Below are 24668 nucleotides of genomic sequence, written 5' to 3' on the forward strand. Positions count from 1 at the left end.
AAATGGGGGAAAACACTTTGGATACAGCAGCCGATCCGGGCCGCAGGAAGTCCCGGCGTGCCGTCATCATCGCCGCAGTTGTTGCCGTCGCTGTTGTGGCTGGAGGGCTTGGCACGTGGTTTGCTCTCTCCCGCCCGGCAGGCGTTCAGCGTGCAGATGTTGTCCGCCTGGACAAGGAACGGGCAATACTGGACAACTCGATGAATCTCTACGATCCATTGTTCAACCAGTTTTCACTCCGCTACTCGAATGTGATGACCGAGAAGGCCGGGCAGCAGGAAAAGGACCAGGTCCTCAACCGGGATGGCGAACGACTTAAACGCGAAACCCGGACCAACCTGGACCGGCTGGATCGGATGGGATCATCGCCGGCCGTACAGGAACAGGAAATCGGCGAGGCCTACAACCGCTTCAAGGAGCAGTACAGTGCCGTGATCTCCTTCAACGACCAGTTGGTGATCAACACCTCAAACATCAATGAGTCCATTGGCGGTCCCTGCGCGCCGCTGCATTCAACCTTGAACGTCGGCGCGGAGTCGTATTCCGAGGATTACGTTAAGGGTGCCGACGCCTGCCTGGCAGCAATTGCCACGGCCAAGGACGGCACGGATGCCGAAACTACCGAACTTCTGACCGCTGTTGAAGGCGTTATCCGCGGGCAGCGGGACAAGCAGCAGGAAGTCCTGGACGCCAAGGACGATCTTGAGCGGCTCGCCAAGCGGACCCTGGCCGGCGTGGCCATGCTGGACATCAATGATGCTTTGGCCAAGGCCGAAACCACGTATGAGAGCTCCGCGAAGGAGAAGTACAACCAGCTGGTCACCAACGCCAATGACTCCAACAAAGCGTTTGAAAGTGTTCTCAAGAAACGCACTGACCAGTTTGATGCTGCCGGCAAGGACGGAAAATAGGCCATGACGATTCAACCCGGCCCCCATCAGCCGCCCGCACCCATGCCGGAACCCACTCCCAGCCAGCAGCCCACCCCCAGGAAACGCAGGCTTGCACTCGTACTCATTTCCAGTGCTGTTGTCCTGGTCATCATTGCCGTGTCAGCTGTGGTGGCTGTGGCGCACTTCTCCGGGCAGCAACGCAAGGAGGACCTGCAGACCCTGAAGGACGGCAACCTCACAGCGTTGGTGGACGCACGGGGCAAGCTTCAACCCGCGGCAAATGCCTACCTGGCCGCGTATAAGAAAGCCCGGAACGCCCCTGCCTCCCAGGAAGAGGCAGAGAAGAACTCCGCCAAAGAGCGCGATGAGTTCCACCAGGCAGCCAAGGACGCCCGGGCGGCGCTGGAAAAGGTAAAGGCGGCCCACAAATCCGGTGACGACGGGATCGGAATCGCCGTGGAGCAACTCGAAGAGTCCTACCAGGGCTTCGTTGACCACATGGAGGGCCTGGTGGAGTCATACCCTCAGTTCGAAGGTCTCTTCAGGGAGGACGGAGCCGGCTGCAACGGCTTGTTTGTTGGCTCCAAGGCTGCCACCCTCCGGGAACGCCAAACACTGCTCGGGCAAGCTGCGGGTCCCTGCCGGGAAGCGGTGGGCCAGCTCAAGCAATCCAAGAACGTGGCCTACGTCGAGTTTGCCCGCACGTTGGACAACCGGATCGCCCAGCTTGAATCAAACGCCGAGATCACCGCAAAGTCCGAAGAAAACTACAACGAATTCGTGAAGATCAAGGATCAGATGGCCCAAAAGGTCGACGAAGCCACCGCGCGCAATGCTTCCGAAGAGGAATTCCTCAAGATTGCCGACGAGCTCAAGGTCCTCAACACCCGGATCAGGAACAACAGGTCGGAGTTCGACTTTGCAGCCAAGCGCTACCTGTCGGGCGTCAAAGACATGCCCCTCTTGGTGGAGGAAGTCTTCACGAAGAAAATCGCGGCTGAAATCAAGAGCTACGACTCCGTGATCCCCCTGCGGGTTCAGATTATGAAAGACGCGGTGGACGTCGAATTGGTCGAATAACCACACCGGCAACACAAAACGCCGGCGGCCTTGCAGGATTTCCTGTGCAAGGCCGCCGGCGTTCTGCTGTGCACCGGGTCAGCGCGTGAAGCGCAGGGTCACCAGTTGGAACGGCCTTAACACCAGCTCTACCTCCGAGCGTTCCCCCACAGTCACTCCAGGCGCCTCTGCCATGCGTTCCAGCAGGTCGGTGGCAGTTGCGCCAATTGCCACGAATCCGGGCCTTACCGTGGCAGCTGAACGCTCCCCCAGCGATTCGTAGAGCCGGACGATCACGTCGCCCGATCCGTCCTCCGCCAGTTTCACGGCTTCCACCACAATGGCCGGGTTCGACACCGAAACCAGTGGCTCCACGGAGTGCCCACCGGTCACGAACCGTGGCTTCAGGTTGGTGCGGTAGCCCTCTTCCACGGCGTCGGCGATTCCAGCACCGGGCCTGATGGAAACCTCCAGGGTGTGCTCTCCCCTGTCTGCTTCAGGGTCCGGGAACCGGGCCGAGCGCAGCAGCGAGGTGCGGACCGTCGTCGTGGTTCCGCCATCGGTGCGGACCGCCCTGGTGACGTCGTGTCCGTAGCTGGAGGAGTTGCTGACGGCAACTCCATAGCCTGGCTCTGCGACATGGATCCAGCGGTGCGCGCAAATTTCGAACTTTGCGGCTTCCCAGGACGTGTTGGTGTGGGTCGGCCGGAACACGTGGCCGAACTGCGTCTCGGACGCCGAACGATCCGCCCTCACGTCCAGTGGGAAGGCGATCTTCAGCATCTTTTCGCGTTCCTGCCAGTCCACCGTGGTGGCGATCCCCAGGGACTTTGCACCGGCGTCGAGCGTGATGCGCTGGGTGATGGTGGAGGCGCCCACCTTCCGCTGGACCACCACGACGGCGCCAAGCGGCGTGCGCTCGAGGTCGAGGGTGTCCGCTTGGGTCAGCTGGGTGACGTTCCGGCGATAGAACTCCTCGATGTCCCACGCGTCCCATTCGTTGGGGGTATCCCGGAACAACTCCAGCAGGTTGCCGGGCTGCCCGGGGGCTATGGCGTCGCGGCCGCCGGCATGGTCCACCAAGGAGGTCAGCAGGCCGTTTTCGTCCAGAACTGCACGAATGATGCCGTTGTCCAGCACGAAGCCGTCGCCGGATTCCTCCACCTTGACATCGTCGCCGGGCCCCTTGGCTTCGGCTATTGCCAGAGCCTGCACGCCGCTGCGCGAATGCGGGGCTGCGTTGAGCAGGTAGCTCGTGCTGCCAGTCCCCACAAGAGCCTGGGCGGCATGGCTGATGATGGCCTCAAGGTCACGGGAAATGGCCTCATAGTTGCGCTCGGCGTCCTGGTGGACCCAGGCGATGGAGCTGCCCGGCAGGATGTCGTGGAACTGCTGCAGGAGCACCAGTTGCCAGAGCCGCTTCAGCTCGGCCTGGGGATATGTGTAGTCCGCGCCCAGACGGACGGCGGCGGTGGAGCACCACAGTTCGGCCTCGCGCAGCAGATGTTCGCTGCGGCGATTGCCACGCTTGGTCTTGGCTTGGCTGGTGTAAGTTCCGCGGTGCATTTCCAGGTACATCTCACCCACCCAGACCGGCAGCTTGGTGTACTCCGCCTCGGCCTTGGTGAAGAAGTCTTTGGCTGTGCCCATCCGGACCTTTGGCGACCCTTCAAGGTCTGCAGTGCGGTGCGCCGCGGCCACCATCTCACGCGTAGGTCCGCCACCGCCGTCGCCATAACCGAAAGGCACCAGGGACATGGTTCCCCGGCCGTGGTCGCGGTAGTTGCGTTCTGCGTGAGCCAGTTCGCGGCCGTGCAGTTCAGCGTTGTACGTATCCACCGGCGGGAAATGCGTGAACAGCCGGGTTCCGTCAATGCCCTCCCAAGTGAAGGTATGGTGCGGCATCCGGTTGACCTTGTTCCAGGAAATCTTCTGCGTCAGGAACCAACGGGAACCGGCCTCTTTCACGATCTGCGGGATGGCACCGGAGTAGCCGAAGGAGTCCGGCAGCCAGGCCTCCTGGCATTCGACGTCGAATTCCTTCAGGAAGAAGCTTTTGCCCTCAACAAACTGGCGGGCCATGGCCTCGCCACCGGGCATGTTGGTGTCCGATTCCACCCACATGCCACCCACGGGGATGAACTGGCCGGCCTTGACCTTCTCCCGGATCCGGACAAAGAGCTCAGGGAAGTACTCCTTGATCCACGCCATCTGCTGGGCCGAGGAGCAGGAGAAGACAAAGTCAGGATCCTCGTCCATGAGTGCCACCACGTTGGAGAACGTCCGGGCACATTTACGGATGGTCTCGCGAACGGGCCACAACCATGCGGAGTCGATGTGGGCATGGCCCGTAGCCAGGAGCTGGTGGGCGGAAGCATAGGCGGGCCGGCCCAGCACTTCCTTCAGCGCTTCGCGACCGGCGGCAGCAGTTCCGGCGACGTCGTCCGGGTCCATGATGTCCAGCATCCGTTCCAGCGCCCGCAGGATTTCATGGCGGCGGGGAAGTTCCATGGGAAGTTCATGCATGAGTCCGCTCAGCGTCCAGATGTCCTGGTTGAGTTCCCACACCGTCTCGTTCAACTCTGCCATGGCGATGCGGCCCAGTCGGTACCGGGGCTCGTCGCCAGACGTAGCTTTGTCTCCCAGCGGAGTGGGAGCAAAGGACCACCCTTGGGCAACGTCCGGGTTCGCTGCAGCTTCAACATAGAAGTCCACGGAGTGTCCGCCGCCGAGCAACTTGACGGGGACGTGATAGTTCCGGGGCGAGATCGCCTTGATGATGCTGCCATCGGCGCGCCAGGCAGTGCCTTCGCACTGGAACCCGGGGACATCGCTGTTGAAACCGAGGTCCACAATGATTTCCACTGACATGGATTCGGCCATACCCCAGTCCTGCGGGACTTCACCCTGCAGGTGGAGCCACTTGGTGCTCCAGGCCTTTCCCCACAGGGCGCCGTGCTCCTGCGGGGTGAAGAGCTGGCGCACGGCCTCTGCCGCCGGTACGGGCTCGCCGGGAACATCCCAGCTGCTGAGCTGCAGCGGTATGGCTCTGCCGTAAATGGCCGGAAGAATGCGTTCCCGAACGAATCGATCGAGGCGCTGTTCAGTGATCCGGCGGTCGTCGTGCAATTAATTCCCCTTTGGGCTTTAGCTGGGTTTCACGCTTGGTACACGCACCAGGGGTGCAGGTTCGGACGGCGATTCTGGGTTCGCCGCGCTTCCAATCGATGGATAAAATCTACTTTGTTCCAGCCTAATAGCCAAGTGATTGACGGCTATCCCCTACGGACAGCGCTCCTGCCGGGGCCGGTTCTGCGAGGATTCTGTCCCGCCCGGCGTAGACATTGAGGCTATGCCCACGGCTGAACCCTGCCAGCGTGATCCCCGTTTCTTCTGCCAGTTCGGCTGCGAGGCTTGAAGGTGCGCTGACCGCGGACAGCACGGGAATGCCCGCCATGGCGGCCTTCTGGACCAGTTCAAAGGACGCCCTGCCTGACACCTGGAGGACTGTCCCACTGAGCGGCAGCATCCCCGCCCGCAATGCCCAGCCCACTACCTTGTCCACCGCGTTGTGCCTGCCAACATCTTCCCGCAGGCAGAGCAGCTCGGTGGTTCCGTCGTCGTGAATCCGGAAGAGTCCGGCAGCGTGCACACCGCCCGTCTTGTCAAAGACCGCCTGCGCCTCCCGGAGACGGTCCGGCAGGGCAGCCAAGGCGCGGACCGGAACCTTGACGTTGTCCTGGCGCGGACTGTGATGGGAGGACTTGCGGACCGCCTCGATGGAGTCCGTGCCGCAGATTCCACAAGAACTGGAGGTGTAGACGTTCCGGCCGGTATCGGGCCGCACCACGTCCGGCCTGAGTTGGGCGTCCACCACGTTGAAGGTCTGCACACCGTCTTCGTTCTCCCCCGCGCAGAATCGCTCAGAGATCAGTTGTGCAGGCTCCCAGATGATCCCTTCCGAGACGAGGAATCCCGCCACGAGGTCGAAGTCGTCTCCGGGGGTCCTCATGGTCACTGAGAAGGACATCTCCCCCAAGCGGATCTCCAGGGGCTCCTCCACTGCCAAGACGTCTTCCTTATATCGGACAGGATGCTCCAGCGCTTGCGGTGAGCCGTCCAGGACAAACTTATGCACCTTGCGGCGCTGGGTCACGCGTCCCATATCAGGCTCCGTTCTCCACATGCTTGACGAAGTGAACCGTCATGGCTTTATAGCCGGGGGTGTTGGATTCCCTGGCCACCAGTTCACGGTGGACCAGGGCGTTGGCCTCCGGGAAGTACGCCGCGGCGCAGCCCTTGGCCGTGGGGTACCCGATGAGGCGGAACCTGTCGGCTCGCCGTTCCGTTCCCGCGAAGGTGGAGATGACATCCACCAGGTCCCGGTCCTCGAAGCCCAGTTCCGTCAGGTCATCCGGGTGGACCAGGATGACTCGCCGCCCCTCCGAGACACCGCGATACCGGTCATCCAAACCGTAGAACGTGGTGTTGTACTGATCATGGCTACGGACAGTCTGTAGGATCAGGTGGCCCGGCGGAGCTTCGAGGTACTCAAGCGGCCGCACGGAGAAACGCCCCTTGCCGATGTCCGTGGCGAAGGTTCGCGTGTCCCGGGGCGGGTTGGGCAGCACGAAGCCGTTCTTGGTCCGAACCCGGGCGTTGAAGTCTTCAAAACCCGGAATAACCCTGGAGATGTGGTCCCGGATCACGTCGTAGTCCTCGGCCATTGACCGCCAGTCCACGCTGTGGTCATCGCCCAGGGTGGCCTGCGCCATCCGGGCTACGATCACTGGCTCACTCAGGAGGTGCTCAGAGACCGGCTCCAACCTCCCCTGCGTCTTGTGAATGACGGACATGGAGTCTTCCACGGACAGGAACTGCTTGCCCTTGGGGTGTTTGTCGTCGGTGTCGGTCCGGCCCAGGGTGGGCAGGATCAGGGAGGTCTTGCCGTGGACCACATGGGCACGGTTGGGTTTGGTGGAGATGTGGACCGTCAGCCCTGCCCTCTTCAACCCTTCTTCCAAGGCTGCCGTGTCCGAGCCGGCCGCAGCGAAGTTCCCACCCATGGAGACGAAAACATCCACTTCGCCCTTTTCCAGGGCGTGTTGGGTCTCCACGGAGTCATAGCCGTGGTCGCGCGGCATGTGGAAGCCGAATTCCTTGTCCAACGCAGCCAGGAACGACTCCTTGGGTTTCTCCCAAATCCCCATGGTGCGGTCGCCCTGCACATTGGAGTGTCCGCGGACGGGGCAGGCTCCGGCACCACGCTTGCCGAAGTTCCCTTGAAGCAGCAGCAGGTTGATGATCTCGCGCAAGGTATCCACCGAGTGTGGCTGCTGGGTCAGTCCCAGGGCCCAACAAATGATGGTGGCCTTGGATGCGGCCATCATTTCCGCGGCCTTGGTGATCTCTGCACGCGTCAGGCCGGTGGCCCGCTCGGTCTCTTCCCAGTCCAGGACTGAACGTGCTTCCTTGTACGCGGCAAACCCTTCGGTCTGCGCCGCAATAAAGGAATGGTCGACGACGGTGCCCGGGTTGCGCTGCTCTTCCTCCAAGAGCAGGTGGCCCAGCGCCTGGAACAGCGCGAGGTCGCCACCGACCTTGATCTGCAGGAATTCGTCCGCGATGGTGGTGCCACCGCCAATGACGCCGTTGAGGGACTGCGGGTCCTTGAAGTTCAGAAGGCCTGCCTCGGGGAGCGGGTTGACGGCCACGATCTTCCCACCGTTGTTCTTGCAATCCCGCAGTGCGGACAGCATCCGGGGATGGTTGGTTCCCGGATTCTGTCCCACCACCAGGACCAGTTCGGCGTGGTGGATATCCTCCAGCGAGACCGTGCCCTTGCCGATTCCGATGGTGGGGTTCAGGGCGCTGCCGGAGGATTCATGGCACATGTTGGAGCAGTCGGGCAGGTTATTTGTGCCCAGGCTCCGAGCGAACAACTGATACATGAAGGCGGTCTCGTTGGCCGTCCGGCCGGACGTGTAGAAAACGCATCTGTCCGGCGTGGTGGCGTTGATATGCTCGCCGATCAGGGCGAAGGCCTCGGTCCAGCTGATGGGTGAATAGTGGGTGTCCCCGGGCTTGATGACCACGGGCTCGGACAACCTTCCCTGGCTCCCCAGCCAGTATTCAGTCTTGTCTTCAAGGTCAGCCAGGGAGTGTTTCGCCCAGAATTCCGCGCCCACAGTGCGGGTGGTACTTTCCTCGGCAATCGCCTTGGCGCCGTTCTCGCAGAACTCGGCGGGGCTGCGCCGGCCGGTGATGGATTCGGGCCAAGCACATCCCGGGCAATCGAAGCCGTCGTGCTGGTTGACCCTGAGCATGGAACGGACCGTCCGGGCCACTCCGGCCTGGGCGTAACCGCGTTCAAGTGCCACCGTGACAGCTTTGAGGCCTGCAGCGGCTTGTTTGGGCGGGTGGATTTGCAGGTCATCTTCATTGATGTCCTGTTCGGGAGCATGCCTGTTCATGAGTCCATCATTGCACTTTGTGAGCACCCTTACCTGGTTGGCTGCGGTGCTCCGGAGTCCAGCGTTCAGGCGTCCAGCGCGCTCCAGTCCACTGGGCCGGAGGGAGCCTTCTTTGCCTGCCGCGCCGGGGCCTTGCGAGGCTTGTCATCCGCGGACTTGGGCGCGGGCAACGGTTTGCCCCACGGCAAGGCAAACGCGGGGACCAGCTCGCCCAGTTGAACTCCGTGGGGTGGAACCACCATGATCCCGTCCGCGCCGGCCAGGCCCCGCATCATCCCGGGGCCCGTGTGCTGCGCCGGCGATGCCAGGCCGTACACCAGCTTGAACGGCATCAGGCGGGTCCGGCCGGGATCCGCGTCGATCATAGCGCCGCAAGGAACTTCACCTACCCCGTCCAGCTGCCGATGACCCAAAGCCGCCAGCAATGGTGCACCCACCGTCAACAACGCCATCATCGCGGCAAGTGGATTTCCCGGCAGGCCCAGCACAAACCGGCCATCGGGCAGTTCAGCCAGCACGGCAGGATGACCGGGGCGCATGGCGATGCCGTCGATCAACAGCCGGCCACCAAGTTCAGCAACGGCCCGCCTGAAGTGGTCAGTCCCGGAGCGACCGGTCCCGCCGGTAGTGATGACGACGTCTGCCGGGGGTTCAGATTCTTGGTGAGGGTCATCTGCCGCGAGTTCGTCCAGGGCCGGCTCGGTGTCCTGGAGCGCGGAAATCCACTCTTCATAGGTGTCGCCCACCCTGAGCTGCTCCCCTGCGATGCCACCCAGGAGCTCCACCACAGCGCCCAATTGCGGGCCGAAAGTATCACGCACTTGTCCGGGCAGCGGAACCCCTTGTGCCACAACCTCCGAGCCCGTCAGCAGAAACCTGACCAGCGGCTTGCCGAGGACCTCCAACTGGTCCAGGCCAGCCAGCGCAGCCAAAGCGATGTGGGCCGGATTGAGCACAGTCCCGGCAGTAAGCAACACCTCCCCCGCCGCTGCCTCTTCTGCGGCTTTGCGGATGTGCTGGCCGTTGCGGGGTTCGCCGGGTTTGGCGGTTCCGCCCAGCGCAAGGACAGGAAGGCCGTCGTCGTCGGTGGTCATGACACCGCTCTCGCTGCGAAGTACTGCCTTGGCGCCCGGCGGAACCAGCCCACCCGTCACAATGGGACTTGCCTGGTGGGGGGCAAGCCTCTGGCCCGGTTCGCTGAGGATCCATGGACCACTTCCGTTGACGGCCCACCCATCCATGGCTGAGGAAGCATAGTGCGGCATGTCCTGCGCTGCCCGGACATCGGCAGCCAGGGTGCGGCCGAGGGCTGACTTGAGCGGCACGGGAGCCGGAGGGATGGGAACGGCACTATCGAATGCTCGCTGCCGGGCCTCCTGCCAGGTATGTGCCGCGTGATGGCCCTCGGCGGGGGCCTCCGTCATTCGGCGTCAGCCTCGGACTCCGAGTACTCCTTGGCAACCTTTCGGGCCAGTTCCAAGGCGGCGTTCATGGACGCGTCATCGCTTGCCTGGCCGATGCCACGGGCCATGCCTGCCGCGTACCCGGCAATGAAGGTGGTCAAGGGAGCTGCCGGGCGCACCACTGAATGCGCGGCCACTCCAGCAACGGCGAGCACTTCATTGACGTCCACTTCAACGCCTTCAAGCTCGAAGGCCTGCAGCAGTGTGCGGCACCATTCCTCGAGCGTCTCTTCCTGGCTCTTCACGTCCGCCTCCAACTTGTAGTCAATGCCCAGGGCCGCAGCGTCCTCCCATGTATCCACGTCATCCGTGGATCCTGCGGGGACAGCAACGTCCAGCAGGTTCAGCCTAGCAAGCAGGCGGAACACTGAAGAGTCCGTTAACCCGGAACCTTGGCAAGCTACGGCCACTTCGCGGTCCAGGGCCCCGGTGTTGTAGACCCCCAGGAGCGGTTGCTTCCGTCCGTCGCCGGACACTGCCATGGCCCCCTCCGCTTCGGGGTGGGCTGCCAGCGCTTCCCACAGATGGGAAACTCCACGGGCAGCATGGGGCATATCGCAGGCGAGAATCAACGTCCACGGAACGCCCGCACCGCGGCCCTCCAGCGCAACCAACCCAGCAGCAATGGCCGCGGCCGGACCAGCAAATGCCGGTTCCTCCCGTGCCCGCAGCACCTCGACCGGCAACGGCTCACCGCCCGTTCCTGAAGCATCAGGACCTACCACCACCACAGCAGAGGCACCCCGGGCCGCCTGCAGGGCACGCGAAAGGAGCGTCTCGCCGTCGTACGTCAGCGATGGCTTGGGCACGCCACCGAGGCGGGTGGCCCTGCCACCCGCCAGAATCACGGCATTGAACTCCATCCGCCCAGATTACCGGGGCAGCAGGAGTTCAGCAGAAATCGATCAGGCAGCGGATTCCGGCAACAGGAACGGGTCCCAGTCCGGCGCAGGTTTCTCGAGTTCCTTGATCTGCCACATGGTTCCCTGGGGCACGCCAGGTTTGAAACGGAGCTTCCAACCCATTTCAGCCAACGTATGGTCGCTCTTGGCGTTGTTGCATTTCAAACACGCCGCAACCAGGTTTTCCCAGGAATCCGCGCCGCCCCTGGACTTGGGGTGGACATGGTCTATGGTGTGGGCTGTTTTCCCGCAGTAGGCGCAGCGGTGACCGTCGCGGCGAAGTACCCCGCGTCGGCTCACGGCGGTAATCCTGTTGTACCGGGGACGGATGTAGCGGTTGAGAAGAATCACGGATGGACGTCCGAGTACTTCCTGTGGCCCGACGACAGGCTCGTCGCCTTCGGCCACTACGCTAGCTTTCCCGGTCAACACAAGGACCAGCGCCCGGCGGAATGTTATTACCGCCAGCGGTTCATATCCAGCATTCAGAACGAGTGTGCGCATGCACGTACCTCTTCACGGCCGCACCCGTCAGGGGCACGAGGGCCGGCTGCCCTCTGCTTGTACGGGCTGTGGATCGACAAGATAAGGGTAAGCACTCATATGCCGTATCAACGAATTTTTCCGTCGTTTCCCGTGCAGTGTCGTCAAGAGTTCATTCGAGGTTAAGGGGGCTGGAGCGAAATCCTTTCTCATAAAGCAGAACACCCCGCCGGCCGGAGCCTGCGGGGTGTTGCTGTGAAAACCAGAGGCTGGATCAGCCGTTGACGCGAATGAAAACGGGGCCGGAGCCCACGTTGACGCTGAACAGTGCCGTGGTGGATCCGTTCCATCCACCGTGGACTGCCTGGCCGTTGCCGACGTATACAGCGATGTGGGCCTGTCCGGCCAGACCGCCGTTGGCGTAATAGGCGAGGTCGCCGGGCTTCGCTTCCGCTGCGCTGACCGTACGGCCGAGGGAGAGGTAGCCGGCCGGCCAGTCGTGGAAGTTGATGCCAACTGCTGCCAGGGAGTTGGTCACCAGCATGGTGCAGTCCTGGGTGACGCCGAGTTGCGCGTAGGCGGCAGCGGCGATTGCAGCACCAAGGCCACTTGCGGCGGCCGGAGCCTTTGCCGCAGGAGCCGCCGTGTTGACGGCCAGCGTTGAGTTGCCGGCAGTTGCCGTGCTTTCCGTTGCCTTCTTGGTTTCTGCCTTCGCAGGAGCCTTCTTTTCTACAGGAGCCGGAGCCTGCACCGTGGTGACCACGGGACGCTCGTAGGAGATGGCAACGGTAGAGTCCGCAGCAATGGTGGCCTGGACTACCGACTGGATGTCAAGGGTGGACGTCGAGGTGGACTCACGGTCCACCGTGGTGTCGGCGGCGTTGGCAGCAACACTGCCGGTCAGGACCAGGCCTGAAGCTGCGGCAATAACAGCCGCCTGGCGGCCTACGCCGCCGGCGTTTTCACTGACGGCCTTGGCGATCACGGCAAGCGAGCTGGTCTTGGGGGCCTCAGCGCGATGCCGTGCAACCTTGGATGCACTGGTCATGGTTTTCTCTTTTCGTATCCGCGTGTAGTTGGGGTACACGCGGCTCATTGGCGCGCCAGCACTTGGGGGCATGCTGGCGAACCCCGAACCGGATTGTTTCTAGCGGAGGGTAAAGAAGGAGGAGGTGCCCGTGGAGGCAGCCGAGTGCAGGAGCGTGCCCTGTCCCGGGTTCAAGGCGCTGATCATCATGCCGTTGCCAACGTAGATGCCTACGTGGGCTCCGCCGTTCTGCATGACCAGGTCACCGGGGGCAGGAGTGCTGGTGGGCTTCATGGCCGTCCAGGCGTTGACGCGCGGGATGCTGATGCCGGCTTGGGCGTAGACCCACTGGGTGAAGCCGGAGCAGTCCCATCCGTTGGGCGTGGTGCCGCCCCAAACGTAGGGGTGTCCGATTCCGGTGTAGGCGATCGCGGCGAGGCCGGAAGCGGCGGCGCTGGAAGCAGTGTCCTTGGCTTCGGACGACTTCGCCGTCACAGCGCCTGCGGTGGTCTGGTTGCCATTGGCCGCGGTGCGCTGGGTGGTCTGCGAAGCGCGCTGGACAACCTTGGGAGCTTCCTTGGTGGCCACTACAGGGCTTTCGAAGGAAACGGTGGCGGTGGGCTCTGCGGTGACTACCGCAGTGGTGACCATCTGCTGGGTGCTGGAGGCTTCCGACTTGGAAACGTCGGTGTCCGCTGCCTGGGCCGGAAGACCGACACTGAGGACGAGGCCTGAGGCTGCTGCCAGGACGACGGCCTGGCGGCCAACTGTACCGGCGTTGGATGAAACAGCCTTGGAAAGCGTGTTCAAAGGGTTCGTACGAACCGATTCGGCGCGGTGGCGCGCAGGGGTAGTGCGTGATGACACGTAGGTAGCCTCTCCCAATGCCTGCGAGGTGAGCTGTCGGATTCGGATGGGAGTCATCCGGCCACGCTGCTTCAAGGAAGCTTTGCGACTTAACCCCAAGGCCTTCTTGCGAAGACCAGAAGTGGTTCCCCCGCCCCTGCCAGACGATTTATGCGAACGGACCTCGAGTGGTGGCAGAGCTAGGCAATCCACTCAAGTGCACCGGCCCCCTAAAAAGCCGATGCGCTTTGTACGGTACAACAGTTGAACGCGAATGTCACATTCAGGTCACGGGGCGTGTCACGAATGCGAGAGACAACCATCAACTGGACTTAGAGCCAGCCCATGGGGTCAACGACTTCACCGTTGACCTGTACTTCAAAGTGGAGGTGGCAGCCGGTGGAGGCGCCCGTGGTGCCGCTCAGCGCTACAGTGTCGCCGCGGCTGACCGTCTGGCCTACTTTGACGGTGAAGGACGACAGGTGGTTGTACGTGGTCTCAAGGCCGTTGCCGTGGTCTACCACCACGCGGTTGCCTCCGCCGTACTCGTGCCATCCGGCAAAGGTGACTTTGCCACTGGCCGCGGCATGGACGGCGGTGCCGCACTGGGCCACAAAGTCCTGGCCGCGGTGGAAGTCACCGGAACCACCCGTGAGGGGGCTGATGCGGTAGCCGAACGGGGAAGCCGTAGTCAGGGTGTCCAAGGGGCTGGCCATGGTGCCCGTGGACGAGGCGCGCTGGATGCTGTCGGCGGACTGCGCACTGAGCAACTGCTTCAGCTTGCCGTCGGGGTCTGCGGCGGTGGCTACCGCGGCACGGCTGAAGTCGATCTTGGCTGATGCAGCGGCGGAAACCTCGGGCTGGCTGCCACCGGTGACGGCCAGGGCCGACTCGGTCTGGCCGGATTCCGAAGTGGCCATTACCGGGCTGGTGGCCGGCAGACCGACAGTCAGGGCAAGTCCGGTGGCGGCAAGCGCAACTCCGGCCTTTTGCCCTACGCCACTGGCTGCGGCGAAGTCGGCAACCTGGCGCAACGGGCTCTTACGGCGACGCACCTGGCGTTCGGTGTCGCGTGGCCGGATCTCCGATACGACGCGGGCTGGCCGCAGCTCAGCAGCGGGGCCGGACGCGCGGCGGCGGCCCCTGACGTTCTGCGTTGTCAAACTCTATTCCTCTCTAAAAAGCCTGCGAAGTTAGCTGTCGGATTCGGGTCAGAGAGTTCAAAGACCCGGTCCGCACGAAGCGCTCACGGCACACAGGTATCCCAGGAGGGACTTGCGTCAATGGGCACTTCTGCTGCGGACTTCACCCCAAGGCTGCTTCTTTAGACAGCCGCTTGTGGTTCCCCCGCCTCTGCCAGTGGTGGATGGCACACCTGTTCCGCTGGCAGAGCTCGGCTCCGGAACAGGTAACACTTTGGTATCAGCGCTAGTAGATAACTATAGGCGATTAAGGCCCGCAGTAATAAATTCGTTATCAACAGGAACAGGCGTGGCGCGGGCGCCCCTTATCACTAATCCTGAAAAACCGCAGGTCACGCGCGCGCCGGAATCCCAAAAGTGAGATATGACACCGCGTGAAGCGAAGGGGCGTCAGCCGACGGAGACGAAGACGTGCGCAGCCACCTCGGGCGGAAGTTCCAATGCACCCTCAATGCCGGGGACCCGGACGGAGATGTACTCACCTACACGCTCCAATGAGACGGCCGCGCCCGGGCGGATACCGCCCTCGTCCAACTGGGTAAGGAGTTCAGGCTCAACCTGGATGGGCTCCGCAAGGCGGGTGACCGCTACGCGGGAATTCGGCGCGTAGCCGTCCATGGCCTGCAGGAGGTTGACATCGAGGCGGGGGAACGGCTGGCTGGCAAGGCCACCGAGGGCTTCGAGGCCCGGGATGGGGTTGCCATACGGGGATTCGGTGGGGTGCTCCAGGAGTTCGTACAGCCGGCGCTCCACACGCTCGCTCATCACGTGTTCCCAGCGACAGGCTTCGTCGTGGACGTAGGCCCAGTCCAAGCCAATGACATCAGCCAGGAGACGCTCGGCGAGGCGGTGCTTTCGCATCACCTCGGTGGCGCGCTTCCGCCCCACTTCGGTCAGTTCCAGGTGACGGTCGTTGGAAACAATCACCAGACCATCGCGCTCCATGCGTCCGATGGTCTGGGAAACAGTGGGTCCGGAGTGCCGCAGCCGCTCGGCGATGCGGGCCCTGAGAGCCACAATGTTTTCTTCTTCAAGCTCCAAAATGGTCCGAAGATACATCTCAGTGGTATCGATCAGATCCGTCATCCAGCTCAGCTCTCCTCGAACGCAGTTCCTTGCGTAATCTCCACCGTACCGCGTCCCTTGCCGGGTGGACGGTGTGCACCGCCGCCCCATGAACGCCAACCACCAGCCTAGCTTATTTGGAATTACTCTGGATAATTCCGGTCGCATATGGTTCACCGGCGTTCCACGTGGCGGACTATGACGGCCACAGGTTCCTGCGCTTGGGCCGTGTCAGGCAGAATTGGGGGTGTCGAAGGGGCAGTTGCTGCCCCATGCCACCTCCCATCTCTAGCCGACACCCATTGGAGCGCCACGTGAGCGACAACAGCATCACCATTCCCGCCGATCTGCTGCCCAAGGACGGACGCTTCGGCGCAGGACCGTCCAAGGTCCGCCCGGAACAGATCGAGGCCCTGTCTGCCGCGTCGTCCACCATCCTTGGCACGTCCCACCGCCAAGCTCCGGTCAAGAACCTTGTGGGTTCGGTCCGGGAAGGCCTCGGCCAGTTCTTCCGTGCGCCCGAAGGATATGAAGTTGTCCTCGGCGTCGGCGGTTCCACGGCCTTCTGGGATGTCGCTGCATTCGGACTGGTGGAGAAGAAAGCACAGCACCTCTCGTTCGGTGAGTTCGGTTCGAAGTTCGCTGCTGCCACCAACAAGGCGCCTTTCCTTGATGCTTCCTCGATCATCAAGGCCGAGCCTGGCACCCGCCCGGTGTCGGAGGCCGAAGCCGGCGTTGACGTTTACGCCTGGCCCCAGAATGAGACCTCCACGGGTGTAGCCGCTCCGGTCAAGCGGGTCCAGGGGGCCGACGAAGGCTCCTTGATCCTGGTGGACGCCACATCTGCTGCCGGCGGGCTGGATGTCGACGTCGCCGAGTCCGACGTCTACTACTTCGCCCCGCAGAAGAACTTTGCCTCCGACGGTGGTCTCTGGCTGGGCCTCTTCTCCCCCGCCGCACTGGAGCGTGCGGCACGCATCAAGGCCAGCGGCCGCTGGATCCCGGACTTCCTGGACCTGCAGACGGCCATCGACAACTCCAAGCTGAACCAGACCTACAACACGCCGTCCCTGTCCACGTTGGTCACCCTGGACGCCCAAGTGCAGTGGCTCAACAGCAACGGTGGCCTGGACTTCGCAAGCAAGCGCACGGCGGACTCCGCCAACCGCATCTACTCCTGGGCCGAGGCCTCGGAGTACGCGACGCCGTTCGTCACCAACGCCGAAGACCGCTCCAACGTCATCGCCACCATCGACTTCGATGACACCATTGATGCCGCAGCAATCGCCAAGGTCCTGCGCGCCAACGGTGTAGTGGACACCGAGCCGTACCGCAAGCTCGGCCGCAACCAGCTGCGCATCGCGACGTTTGTCGCCATTGAACCGGACGACGTTTCCGCCCTCCTTGCCAGCATCGACTACGTGGTTGGCGAACTGAAGAAGTAGCACCGCAGGCTGTCAGTCGGCGTCGTTTGGGATATCCCGGACGGCGCCGCTGCCGTTTAATGCCGCAGCCCTCAAGTGTCCGCTTAACGAAACGGCCCCGGGCCGCCGTCGTCGTCCTCATCGGTGACCCGACGGGCCAGCAACGACTCCACCCGGAAATGGCGCAAGCCACGGGCACGGCGGTCGAAACGCAGCCGCAGCTGCTTTGCCCGAATGATCCAGGCCAAGCCCACGACGGCGGCGCTGACGCCGGCCAACGCTGCAACGCCCACGGCCCACCGCGGCCCGCCAACGTTGGCCACCCACCCCACAAGCGGCGCTCCTATGGGGGTGCCACCCATGAAGATGGCCATATACAAGGACATGACCCGCCCGCGCATGACAGCTTCGGTGGTGGACTGCACGTAGCCGTTGGCGCTGGTGATCAGAGTCAGCGCGAACAGGCCGCAGGGAACCAGGGCCAGCCCGAACAGCATGGCGTTGGGGGCCAGCGCCGCCAACGCGCTGGCGACCCCGAATCCACCGGCGGCAATGAAGATCAGCCTCAGGCGGGGCCGACCGCGTCGGGCAGCCAGCAGGGCACCCGTCACGGATCCGATCGCCATGACCGAATTCAGCAGTCCAAAGGCGCCAGCGTCCATCCCGAACTGGGTGCCCACCATTGCGGCAATGAAGAGGGGGAAGTTGAGCCCAAAAGTGCCCACAATGAAGACGGCTGCCAGGACCACCTGGATATCGGGTCTGTTCCGGACGTAGCGGAGGCCCTCGCGGATCCGCCCTTTACCCGCGGCTGCCCGAGGCTGGACTCGAAGCGAGGACGCCGGAATGAGCTTCAGCGCCCAGAGCATGGCAACAAAGGACACAGTGTTGATAAGGAACACCCAGCCGGGACCCACCACCACCGTCAGCACGCCCGATACGGCAGGTCCGATCATCCGTGCCACATTGAAGGATGCACTGTTGAGGGCCACGGCGTTGGGCAGGTATTCGTCGGTAACCAGCTCGGAGACGAAAGTCTGTCGGACAGGAGCGTCCAGGGCCGTCACGATGCCCAGCAGTAACGCGAAGACATAGACGTGCCAAAGTTCAGCCACCCCCAGCAACACCAGGATGCCCAGGCCCGTGCTCAGGAGCGCCATGGCTACCAGGGTGATGAGGAGCAGTTTCCGCCGGCTGTAGCGGTCGGCCAACAGCCCCGCCCAGGGGGCAAGGAACAGTTGGGGACCCAGTTGGAGGGCCAAGGTAATACCCATGGCTCCGGCGTCGTGCGCGGTCAGGTGGTCAAAGACCAACCAGTCCTGCGCGGTACGTTGCATCCATGTGCCGATGTTGGAGATGAGGGCACCGAAGAACCAGATGCGGTAATTGAGGATTCCGAGTGACCTAAAGGTGGACATCAGCGTCCGCCTCTACTCTGGTCACCCCGGGTTTCCGCAATGCTTATTCAGCCCCGGCTTCGTCGTGGTCATCGTCAGGGTCGTGGTCATCGTCAGACTCGTCCGCGTCGTCGGCATCCTCAGCGGGCTCAGTAGCCTCGTCTTCGTCCGCCTGCACGGACTCTTCCGTCACGTCCTCCACGGTTTCTTCCACCAACGGAGTCTCGTCCTCAGGACGGACACGCTTGGCCCACGGAACCCACTCGGGCGCCAGGATGGAGTCCTCGGAGGGCAGCAGGCCAAGTTCGCTCACTGTGACGATCTTGGACCGCGAGTTGCGGGTCACCACGGCGTACCACTGCCACCCGCCGTAGCCCGCAAGCCTGGATTCAAACAGGTGGGTCACCACACGGTCACCCTCCGACTTGGCACCGAGGTGTGCCCCGACTTCGCCAGGGTTGGCAATGCCCTCCACTGCCTCGCGGGCAACATCGACGGCTGCAGCGAGGAAGGCATCCGGCTTGCCGGTGCGCCACACGGGCAAACCGGCGCGCGGCTTGTCCGCAACCGGCTTCCGCGCGGGGGCTTCCCCGATGCCAGGAGCCCGGGCAGCGTCAGGGCCGGCTGCAGGGTTTGCCTGGGCGTCCCCTCCGGCCTTTGTTTCCTGTGCGGATTCCGATGTCATGGCCGGTCCTAGGCTTCCAGCTCGTCGGCAACCTTGCGCAGCGCCAGGCTGATGGCCTTGGCCTTGTTACCGTCCGGGTATTTGCCGGAGGACAACGAACCGGAAAGGTTGTCCAGAACCGTCACAAGGTCCTGCACCATGGGGGCGAGGTCCTTGGCGTTCATCCGCTTGGCCTTGGCAAGGGAAGGCGTCTTTTCCAGGACGCGCAACCCCAGCGCCTGTGCTCCGCGGCGGCCGTCGGCAACGCCGAACTCCACTCGGGTTCCAGCTTTGAGCTCCGTTACGCCCGCGGGCAGGGACGTCTTGGGCAGGAAAACTTCCTGGCCGTCCTCAGCCGCGAGGAATCCGAAGCCTTTTTCCTTGTCATACCACTTGACCTTGCCGGTAGGCACGTAATCAACCTTCTTCGTTTCTTGCTGTGGGAGACACGCCGGGCCAAACACCGCATCCGCAGGTTTCTGCGGGATCGAGGGTGACAGCCCGGTCCGTGTTGGTCTGTTCCTTCAAGGTTATCCTGCCTGGCCCGCTATTCCCGCCTTGCCGCGATCTTGCCGCGATCACAGACGGCAGGAGCTGCCCCCAAAGGCCAGCAGTGACGCAGCAATACCTCCCGTTCCGGCGCTGCTGCTAGCGTTGGGGACATGACTTCCCCGGGTTACCGCCGCCCCCTTATGATCATCGCCGCAATGATTGCGGTGGCCTCCTTGGCCGCCGTCGGCGCAGTCATGGTGATCGCTTACAACAGCGGAACGGCCCCGGTATGGATTACGTCGACTGCCCTCTACGGCTTGCCCGTAGCGTTCATGCTGGCAGTGGTCCTGGTGTTGGACGCTGTCCGCCAGCGCCGCCGGCAATAACGCCTCCCACCTGCAAACGGCCCGCCTTCTGACAGGCAGCAACGCCCCGAGGGCGGTAACGTTGGATTGATGTCCCTCATTCGCGCGCTCAGCAAGGAACTGGAAGCGCGCAGCGACGATTCGCTGCGGGCCTTGTTTGCTGCGCGACCGGACCTGATCTCCCCCATGGCCCCCGACTTCGCTGCCCTGGCTGCCCGGGCGAGCGCCCGGGTCAGTGTGCAGCGGGCCTTGGAACGGCTGAACAAGCCCGAGATGCAGGTCCTTGAAACACTTCATCTCTGCACCAACGCCGATACCGGCCACAGCATCTCCGCAGCCGGCCTGAAGAAGGTCATTGCCGGGTCCACTCTTTCTGCGCTGGACCCGATCCTTGCCAAATTGCAGGAACTGGCGCTCGTCCATCGCGCGGATCCGCCCGCTGGTTCACCGACCACCTCCTCGCGCCAGCGTTTCTACCTTCCGGTGGGCAGCCTCAAGGATGTCATCGGCATTTACCCGGCTGGCTTGGGCAGGAGCTACACGGAACTGGTGCGGCTGCAGCCGGCCTTTGCCCAGCGGGTAGTTCAGTTGGTCGCCGAACTCCACCAAAGCGGTGCCGGCATCCACCCTGCCAGCACCCCCATGGATGCTGCCCTTGCGCTCCAGCGCTGGACCTCCACACCGGAGAACCTGCGCTCCATCCTGGCAACGGCACCGGAGCGGACTGTTGGCCTCTTGGATAAATTCGGCAGCTGGGCCATGGGCGCAGTACCCCAGGCCCAGCGGCGGGCCTCCGTCACCCACGAAAGTCACGACGTCGGGCCTATTGACTGGCTGTTGGCGCGCGGCTTGCTGGTCCCCTTGGACGCCGGCCACGTGGAACTGCCCCACAGTGTGGGCCTTGCGCTTCGCGGCGGCGCCATTGTGGATGACTTCACGCTCTCACCACCGGTTCCTGAGTTGGGCCACACCAGCGCTGCCCTGCGCCGCAACGCTGCCATGGGTGCCATCGCGGAGCTCCTGCGGCTGACCGGTGAACTGCTGTTTGCAGTGCGGGAGCAACCCCTGGCCACCCTCCGGAGCGGTGGTGTGGGGGTGCGCGAACTGCGGCGCCTTGCCGAGTCCATCCGTATGGGTGTCCATGAAACCGCCGTCCTCTTGGAGTTATGCGCCATGGCCGGGCTGCTCCGCCTGGACGTGGACAGCTCCACGTGGGTGCAGCCGCCGTCGCTGGAGTGGCTCAACCTCCCCCGGCAGGAACAGTGGCTTTGGTTGGTCAATGCCTGGCTGGCCAGCGAGCGTGCACCTTCTCTGGTGGGCCAGCCGCTCACCGGTCCCGCGTCGTCGGCCTCCCATCAGGGCGCCGCCGGTACCACCATCAACGCGTTGTCCGCGGAAGCGCAGCGGCCTGATGCCCCGGTGGTCCGACGACGCGTCCTCGAGATCCTGCATGAACTCACTGCGGAAGCCGCCGCGCCGGATGGCAAAGCGCCCGTCCTGGATGCCAGGGCTGTCCTTCAGCGGGCTGAATGGTCGCAGCCGCGGATGTCCCGGCGGTTCAGTTCACTGGTCCGCGGCATTCTTGAGGAAGCCACGCTCCTGGGCCTGATGGGCTCTGGTGCGTTGACACAGTTGGGTGCGGCCATTGCCGACGGCCAACCCGAACAGGCCATGACCATCCTCGGCGAGCATTTGCCCGCCGCGGTGAACCACATCCTCCTGCAGGCCGACCTCACCGCCGTGGCCCCCGGCTACCTGGCTCCGGAACTGAGTGAGACACTGCTGTTGATGGCAGACGCCGAGGGCCAGGGTCCAGCGTCCATCTACCGTTTCTCTGCTGCCACCATCCGCAGGGCGCTCGACGCCGGACAGGATGCGGAATCGCTGTTGGCATTCCTTCGGGAGCACTCGGCCACGGACGTGCCGCAGCCCTTGGCGTACCTTGTCCAGGACACGGCGTCCCGGCATGGCCGCTTGCGGATCGGCACCAGTGCCAGCTTCATCCAAAGCGATGACGAAACTGCCATCACCGATTTGCTGCGTGAGGCCCGTACGTCGGCACTGAGCCTGGTGCGTATCGCCCCGACTGTCCTGACATCCTCAGCCAGCCCCCGCGAAACTGCACGCGTACTGCGCGAGCTGGGACTTTCCCCTGCCGTACAAGAGGCCGAGCCCGCCGTCATGCGTTTCAAACGGACAACAGCGGTGCCGGGCAGTGCCCGCCCTGTCTACACCGCGCCGCGGACGGCTCCCCCGGACGACGACGTTGATGCACAGTTGTCGGTCCTTCGGCAGCACCGCGGAGTGCGGTCCGAAGCGGCGGGCGAAGCGTCCACGCAGCTTGGCCTGGAGACCCTGCAAACGGCCATCCGGCTCAAACAGGCCGTCACCATGAATGTGGTGGACAGCCTGGGGAATGCCAACACTGAAACCGTTGTTCCTGTATCCGTCTCCGGTGGACGTGTCAGGGTGTTCGACCCCGCGAAGGACACCGAACGGGTATTGTCCATCCACCGGATCATCGATGTGGAACCCGCAGGCGAACTGCGCTCGTGAAAAGGATTCAACAGTGACCGACGGTCCGCTGATCGTACAAAGTGACAAGACCATCCTGCTGGAAGTGGACCACGAGCTCGCTACCGAGGCCCGGCACGCGATCGCGGCCTTTGCAGAGTTGGAACGCGCCCCCGAGCACATGCACAGCTACCGGCTGACACCATTGGGCCTCTGGAACGCGCGGGCCGCGGGGCTGGACGCCGAGCAGGTGCTGGACACCTTGCTGAAGTACTCCCGCTTCCCCGTGCCACACGCCCTGCTGATCGACATCGCAGAGACCATGTCCCGCTACGGGCGGCTGCGCCTGGAGAAAGATGCCCAGCACGGCCTGGTGATGCGCACCGACGACTACCCTGTGCTTGAAGAAGTCATCCGTGCCAAGAAGATCGCTCCCCTGCTGGGGCCCAGAATCGATGGCGAAACAGTGGTGGTGCACTCCTCGCAGCGGGGCCAATTGAAGCAGCTGCTGCTCAAACTCGGCTGGCCTGCCGAAGACCTGGCCGGGTACGTGGACGGGCAGCCCCACCTCATCATGCTGGACGAGAGCGGCTGGCAGCTGCGCCCGTACCAGAAGCTGGCCACGGAGAACTTCTGGGCCGGCGGCAGCGGCGTCGTCGTACTCCCCTGTGGTGCCGGTAAGACACTGGTGGGCGCGGCCGCAATGGCGACGTCCTCCACCACCACACTAATCCTGGTCACCAACACCGTCTCTGCCCGGCAGTGGAAGGACGAGCTGCTCAAGCGGACCTCCCTGACCGAAGACGAGATCGGCGAATATTCCGGAGCCGTCAAGGAAGTCCGGCCTGTCACGATCGCTACGTACCAGGTCCTCACCACCAAGCGCGGCGGGCTTTACCCGCACTTGGAACTCGTGGACGGGCACGACTGGGGACTCATCATTTACGACGAGGTCCACCTCCTGCCCGCCCCGATCTTCCGCATGACCGCCGACCTCCAGGCCCGGCGCCGCCTGGGCCTCACAGCCACCTTGGTACGGGAAGACGGCCGGGAGGGTGAGGTCTTCAGCCTCATTGGGCCCAAGCGTTACGACGCACCGTGGAAGGACATTGAAGCGCAGGGCTACATCGCACCCGCAGACTGCGTGGAAGTCCGCGTGGATCTGCCCCGCGACGAACGGGTGGCTTACGCCATGGCCGATGACGCGGACAAGTACAGGCTCTGCGCAACCTCGGAAACCAAGACCAAGTTGGTGGAAGACCTCGTAGCGGTCCACAAAGGCGAACAGCTGCTGGTGATCGGCCAGTACATCGACCAGTTGGATGAGATCGCCGAGCGCTTGGACGCTCCCCTGATCAAGGGCGAAACCACCGTCAAAGCACGGCAGAAACTTTTTGACGCCTTCCGCAAGGGTGAGATCCACACGTTGGTGGTGTCCAAGGTGGCCAACTTCTCCATCGACCTTCCGGAAGCGTCAGTGGCCATCCAGGTGTCGGGCTCGTTCGGCTCACGCCAGGAAGAGGCACAGCGGCTGGGCCGGCTCCTGCGGCCCAAGCAGGACGGCCGCGCTGCCCGCTTCTATTCGTTGGTGGCCCGTGACACCCTGGACCAGGATTTCGCTGCCAAACGGCAGCGTTTCCTGGCCGAACAGGGCTACGCCTACCGGATCATGGATGCCAAGGATGTGGGCAAGGACGTGGGGCAGGAACAGTAAAAGCGCTGGTGTGAAGCGTCAAACCCTTGCTATTCATCTCCAGCAACTTTACGATTCCAAGTGAAGCTCTCCGCCCTTAATGGTTGCCCCCGGTCCAGGCATCCAGGCGGCCAGCCGTCGGCGGTGGGGGAAGCCCGCAGCCAGGGAGCCGGCGGTTCGAAGGCCTAGAAGAATCTGAGAAATTCCACCAGAGGATTCCCCATGCGCAAAGCCCTCTTGGTCCTCTCCGCGATCGTCCTGCTGTCAGCACTCGCACAGCTGTTCTTCGCCGGATACTTCCATTTCCAGAACACCATCGAAGCCCAGCGTGAAGCGGGCGTCTACCACGCGGTGAACGGACAGTACGTACTCCGCTATTCAGCACTGCTGGCCGCCATCGTCGCTGCCATTGCCCGGATGGGATCCCGGACGATCTGGTTGGCTGCAGGCATTTTCCTGCTGACGTGGCTCCAGCTGTTCATTTTCATCATCGGCGGCATGCTGACCGGTTCTTCGCCGGAATTCATCACCCCGGCGGGCTCGTGGGTTGTCTCAATCCACCCCATCGTCGGCGTGATGATGATCTTCATGTCGTACTGGCTGTTCAACCGCGCCCGGGTGGCAGCCCTCAACCCACAACCGCTGCCTCCCAAAGCTGCATCCTCGGATGCTTCAACGTCGCCCTCCACAGCCTGACCAACGGCAG

At 63.4% G+C, this 24668-nt stretch carries 20 protein-coding genes and 2 riboswitches; of the genes, 7 read left to right on the forward strand and 13 right to left on the reverse strand.

Annotated features, from left to right (window positions below; all coding sequences use genetic code 11):
• Nucleotides 1-2: 2 nt before the first annotated feature.
• Nucleotides 3-911 (forward strand): hypothetical protein, encoded by a 909-nt coding sequence (locus ABIE35_RS04670; RefSeq protein WP_354512798.1) that lies wholly within the window; start codon nucleotides 3-5, stop codon nucleotides 909-911.
• Nucleotides 912-914: 3 nt separating this feature from the next.
• On the forward strand, nucleotides 915-1973 hold the full coding sequence (locus ABIE35_RS04675; RefSeq protein ID WP_354512800.1) for a hypothetical protein: 1059 nt from the start codon (nucleotides 915-917) through the stop codon (nucleotides 1971-1973).
• Between the two features lie 78 nt (nucleotides 1974-2051).
• Here ABIE35_RS04675 and ABIE35_RS04680 read toward each other — a convergent pair whose 3' ends face one another.
• From ABIE35_RS04680 to ABIE35_RS04725, 10 genes are all read right to left on the reverse strand, one after another.
• On the reverse strand, nucleotides 2052-5081 hold the full coding sequence (locus ABIE35_RS04680) for an alpha-mannosidase (protein WP_354512802.1): 3030 nt from the start codon (nucleotides 5079-5081) through the stop codon (nucleotides 2052-2054).
• 124 nt (nucleotides 5082-5205) lie between these two features.
• Complete coding sequence (gene fdhD, locus ABIE35_RS04685) at nucleotides 5206-6117, reverse strand: formate dehydrogenase accessory sulfurtransferase FdhD (RefSeq protein WP_354512804.1); 912 nt, start codon at nucleotides 6115-6117, stop codon at nucleotides 5206-5208.
• A gap of 1 nt (nucleotide 6118) precedes the next feature.
• Nucleotides 6119-8425, reverse strand: coding sequence for an FdhF/YdeP family oxidoreductase (locus tag ABIE35_RS04690; RefSeq protein WP_354512805.1), 2307 nt, complete (start codon nucleotides 8423-8425; stop codon nucleotides 6119-6121).
• A gap of 65 nt (nucleotides 8426-8490) precedes the next feature.
• On the reverse strand, nucleotides 8491-9849 hold the full coding sequence (locus ABIE35_RS04695; RefSeq protein WP_354512807.1) for a molybdopterin molybdotransferase MoeA: 1359 nt from the start codon (nucleotides 9847-9849) through the stop codon (nucleotides 8491-8493).
• Entirely contained in the window at nucleotides 9846-10751 is a 906-nt protein-coding gene (locus ABIE35_RS04700) for an NTP transferase domain-containing protein (RefSeq protein WP_354512809.1), read from the reverse strand. Before ABIE35_RS04700 ends, ABIE35_RS04695 begins: the two co-directional genes overlap by 4 nt.
• 42 nt (nucleotides 10752-10793) lie before the next feature.
• Nucleotides 10794-11294 carry an HNH endonuclease gene (locus ABIE35_RS04705; RefSeq protein ID WP_011773756.1) on the reverse strand — a complete coding sequence of 167 codons (501 nt, stop codon included), beginning with the start codon at nucleotides 11292-11294 and terminating at the stop codon, nucleotides 10794-10796.
• Between the two features lie 253 nt (nucleotides 11295-11547).
• On the reverse strand, nucleotides 11548-12321 hold the full coding sequence (locus ABIE35_RS04710; protein ID WP_354512811.1) for an NlpC/P60 family protein: 774 nt from the start codon (nucleotides 12319-12321) through the stop codon (nucleotides 11548-11550).
• A 99-nt stretch (nucleotides 12322-12420) separates the two neighbouring features.
• Nucleotides 12421-13167, reverse strand: coding sequence for a C40 family peptidase (locus tag ABIE35_RS04715; RefSeq protein ID WP_354512813.1), 747 nt, complete (start codon nucleotides 13165-13167; stop codon nucleotides 12421-12423).
• 4 nt (nucleotides 13168-13171) lie between these two features.
• Nucleotides 13172-13332, reverse strand: a riboswitch (cyclic di-AMP (ydaO/yuaA leader).
• A 146-nt stretch (nucleotides 13333-13478) separates the two neighbouring features.
• Complete coding sequence (locus ABIE35_RS04720) at nucleotides 13479-14309, reverse strand: M23 family metallopeptidase (RefSeq protein WP_089593911.1); 831 nt, start codon at nucleotides 14307-14309, stop codon at nucleotides 13479-13481.
• A 4-nt stretch (nucleotides 14310-14313) separates the two neighbouring features.
• Nucleotides 14314-14528, reverse strand: a riboswitch (cyclic di-AMP (ydaO/yuaA leader).
• Nucleotides 14529-14738: 210 nt separating this feature from the next.
• Complete coding sequence (locus ABIE35_RS04725) at nucleotides 14739-15434, reverse strand: iron-dependent transcriptional repressor DtxR (protein WP_089593910.1); 696 nt, start codon at nucleotides 15432-15434, stop codon at nucleotides 14739-14741.
• Nucleotides 15435-15727: 293 nt separating this feature from the next.
• On the opposite strand from ABIE35_RS04725, the gene serC reads away from it, so the two are divergent.
• A complete protein-coding gene (gene serC / locus ABIE35_RS04730) occupies nucleotides 15728-16858 on the forward strand; it encodes a phosphoserine transaminase (protein ID WP_354512816.1) in 1131 nt (376 codons plus the stop codon).
• An 83-nt stretch (nucleotides 16859-16941) separates the two neighbouring features.
• Here the strand turns inward: serC and ABIE35_RS04735 are convergent, their stop codons facing one another.
• Genes ABIE35_RS04735 through ABIE35_RS04745 form a run of 3 tightly spaced genes read right to left on the reverse strand, consistent with a single transcriptional unit; the run spans nucleotide 16942 to nucleotide 19311 of the window.
• Entirely contained in the window at nucleotides 16942-18255 is a 1314-nt protein-coding gene (locus tag ABIE35_RS04735) for an MFS transporter (protein WP_354512818.1), read from the reverse strand.
• A 43-nt stretch (nucleotides 18256-18298) separates the two neighbouring features.
• Nucleotides 18299-18919: a DUF3027 domain-containing protein gene (locus ABIE35_RS04740; protein ID WP_354512820.1), complete on the reverse strand. Its 621-nt coding sequence runs from the start codon at nucleotides 18917-18919 to the stop codon at nucleotides 18299-18301.
• 8 nt (nucleotides 18920-18927) lie between these two features.
• On the reverse strand, nucleotides 18928-19311 hold the full coding sequence (locus ABIE35_RS04745) for a cold-shock protein (protein ID WP_089593906.1): 384 nt from the start codon (nucleotides 19309-19311) through the stop codon (nucleotides 18928-18930).
• 249 nt (nucleotides 19312-19560) lie between these two features.
• Between ABIE35_RS04745 and ABIE35_RS04750 the strand changes: the two genes are divergently transcribed.
• The 4 genes from ABIE35_RS04750 to ABIE35_RS04765 all read left to right on the forward strand — a co-directional run bounded on the left by ABIE35_RS04750 (nucleotide 19561) and on the right by ABIE35_RS04765 (nucleotide 24658).
• Nucleotides 19561-19776, forward strand: coding sequence for a hypothetical protein (locus tag ABIE35_RS04750; RefSeq protein WP_354512823.1), 216 nt, complete (start codon nucleotides 19561-19563; stop codon nucleotides 19774-19776).
• Nucleotides 19777-19845: 69 nt separating this feature from the next.
• Nucleotides 19846-22311 carry a helicase-associated domain-containing protein gene (locus ABIE35_RS04755; protein WP_354512825.1) on the forward strand — a complete coding sequence of 822 codons (2466 nt, stop codon included), beginning with the start codon at nucleotides 19846-19848 and terminating at the stop codon, nucleotides 22309-22311.
• A gap of 13 nt (nucleotides 22312-22324) precedes the next feature.
• The gene (locus ABIE35_RS04760; RefSeq protein WP_337340901.1) at nucleotides 22325-23983 is read left to right on the forward strand and encodes a DNA repair helicase XPB; all 1659 of its coding nucleotides are present in this window, start codon (nucleotides 22325-22327) and stop codon (nucleotides 23981-23983) included.
• A gap of 201 nt (nucleotides 23984-24184) precedes the next feature.
• A complete protein-coding gene (locus tag ABIE35_RS04765) occupies nucleotides 24185-24658 on the forward strand; it encodes a hypothetical protein (protein ID WP_354512827.1) in 474 nt (157 codons plus the stop codon).
• Nucleotides 24659-24668: the final 10 nt, after the last annotated feature.

It is taken from the genome of Paenarthrobacter sp. 4246 (genome assembly GCF_040546855.1).
Taxonomy (GTDB): domain Bacteria; phylum Actinomycetota; class Actinomycetes; order Actinomycetales; family Micrococcaceae; genus Arthrobacter.

What these genes read in the sequence shown, in the direction of transcription:
- ABIE35_RS04670 (WP_354512798.1), top strand. Translation starts at nt 3, where the DNA reads ATGGGGGAAAACACTTTGGATACAGCAGCCGATCCGGGCCGCAGGAAG.
- ABIE35_RS04675 (WP_354512800.1), top strand. Translation starts at nt 915, where the DNA reads ATGACGATTCAACCCGGCCCCCATCAGCCGCCCGCACCCATGCCGGAA.
- fdhD (WP_354512804.1), bottom strand. Translation starts at nt 6,117, where the DNA reads ATGGGACGCGTGACCCAGCGCCGCAAGGTGCATAAGTTTGTCCTGGAC.
- ABIE35_RS04690 (WP_354512805.1), bottom strand. Translation starts at nt 8,425, where the DNA reads ATGAACAGGCATGCTCCCGAACAGGACATCAATGAAGATGACCTGCAA.
- ABIE35_RS04695 (WP_354512807.1), bottom strand. Translation starts at nt 9,849, where the DNA reads ATGACGGAGGCCCCCGCCGAGGGCCATCACGCGGCACATACCTGGCAG.
- ABIE35_RS04700 (WP_354512809.1), bottom strand. Translation starts at nt 10,751, where the DNA reads ATGGAGTTCAATGCCGTGATTCTGGCGGGTGGCAGGGCCACCCGCCTC.
- ABIE35_RS04705 (WP_011773756.1), bottom strand. Translation starts at nt 11,294, where the DNA reads ATGCGCACACTCGTTCTGAATGCTGGATATGAACCGCTGGCGGTAATA.
- ABIE35_RS04710 (WP_354512811.1), bottom strand. Translation starts at nt 12,321, where the DNA reads ATGACCAGTGCATCCAAGGTTGCACGGCATCGCGCTGAGGCCCCCAAG.
- ABIE35_RS04725 (WP_089593910.1), bottom strand. Translation starts at nt 15,434, where the DNA reads ATGACGGATCTGATCGATACCACTGAGATGTATCTTCGGACCATTTTG.
- ABIE35_RS04735 (WP_354512818.1), bottom strand. Translation starts at nt 18,255, where the DNA reads ATGTCCACCTTTAGGTCACTCGGAATCCTCAATTACCGCATCTGGTTC.
- ABIE35_RS04740 (WP_354512820.1), bottom strand. Translation starts at nt 18,919, where the DNA reads ATGACATCGGAATCCGCACAGGAAACAAAGGCCGGAGGGGACGCCCAG.
- ABIE35_RS04750 (WP_354512823.1), top strand. Translation starts at nt 19,561, where the DNA reads ATGACTTCCCCGGGTTACCGCCGCCCCCTTATGATCATCGCCGCAATG.
- ABIE35_RS04755 (WP_354512825.1), top strand. Translation starts at nt 19,846, where the DNA reads ATGTCCCTCATTCGCGCGCTCAGCAAGGAACTGGAAGCGCGCAGCGAC.
- ABIE35_RS04765 (WP_354512827.1), top strand. Translation starts at nt 24,185, where the DNA reads ATGCGCAAAGCCCTCTTGGTCCTCTCCGCGATCGTCCTGCTGTCAGCA.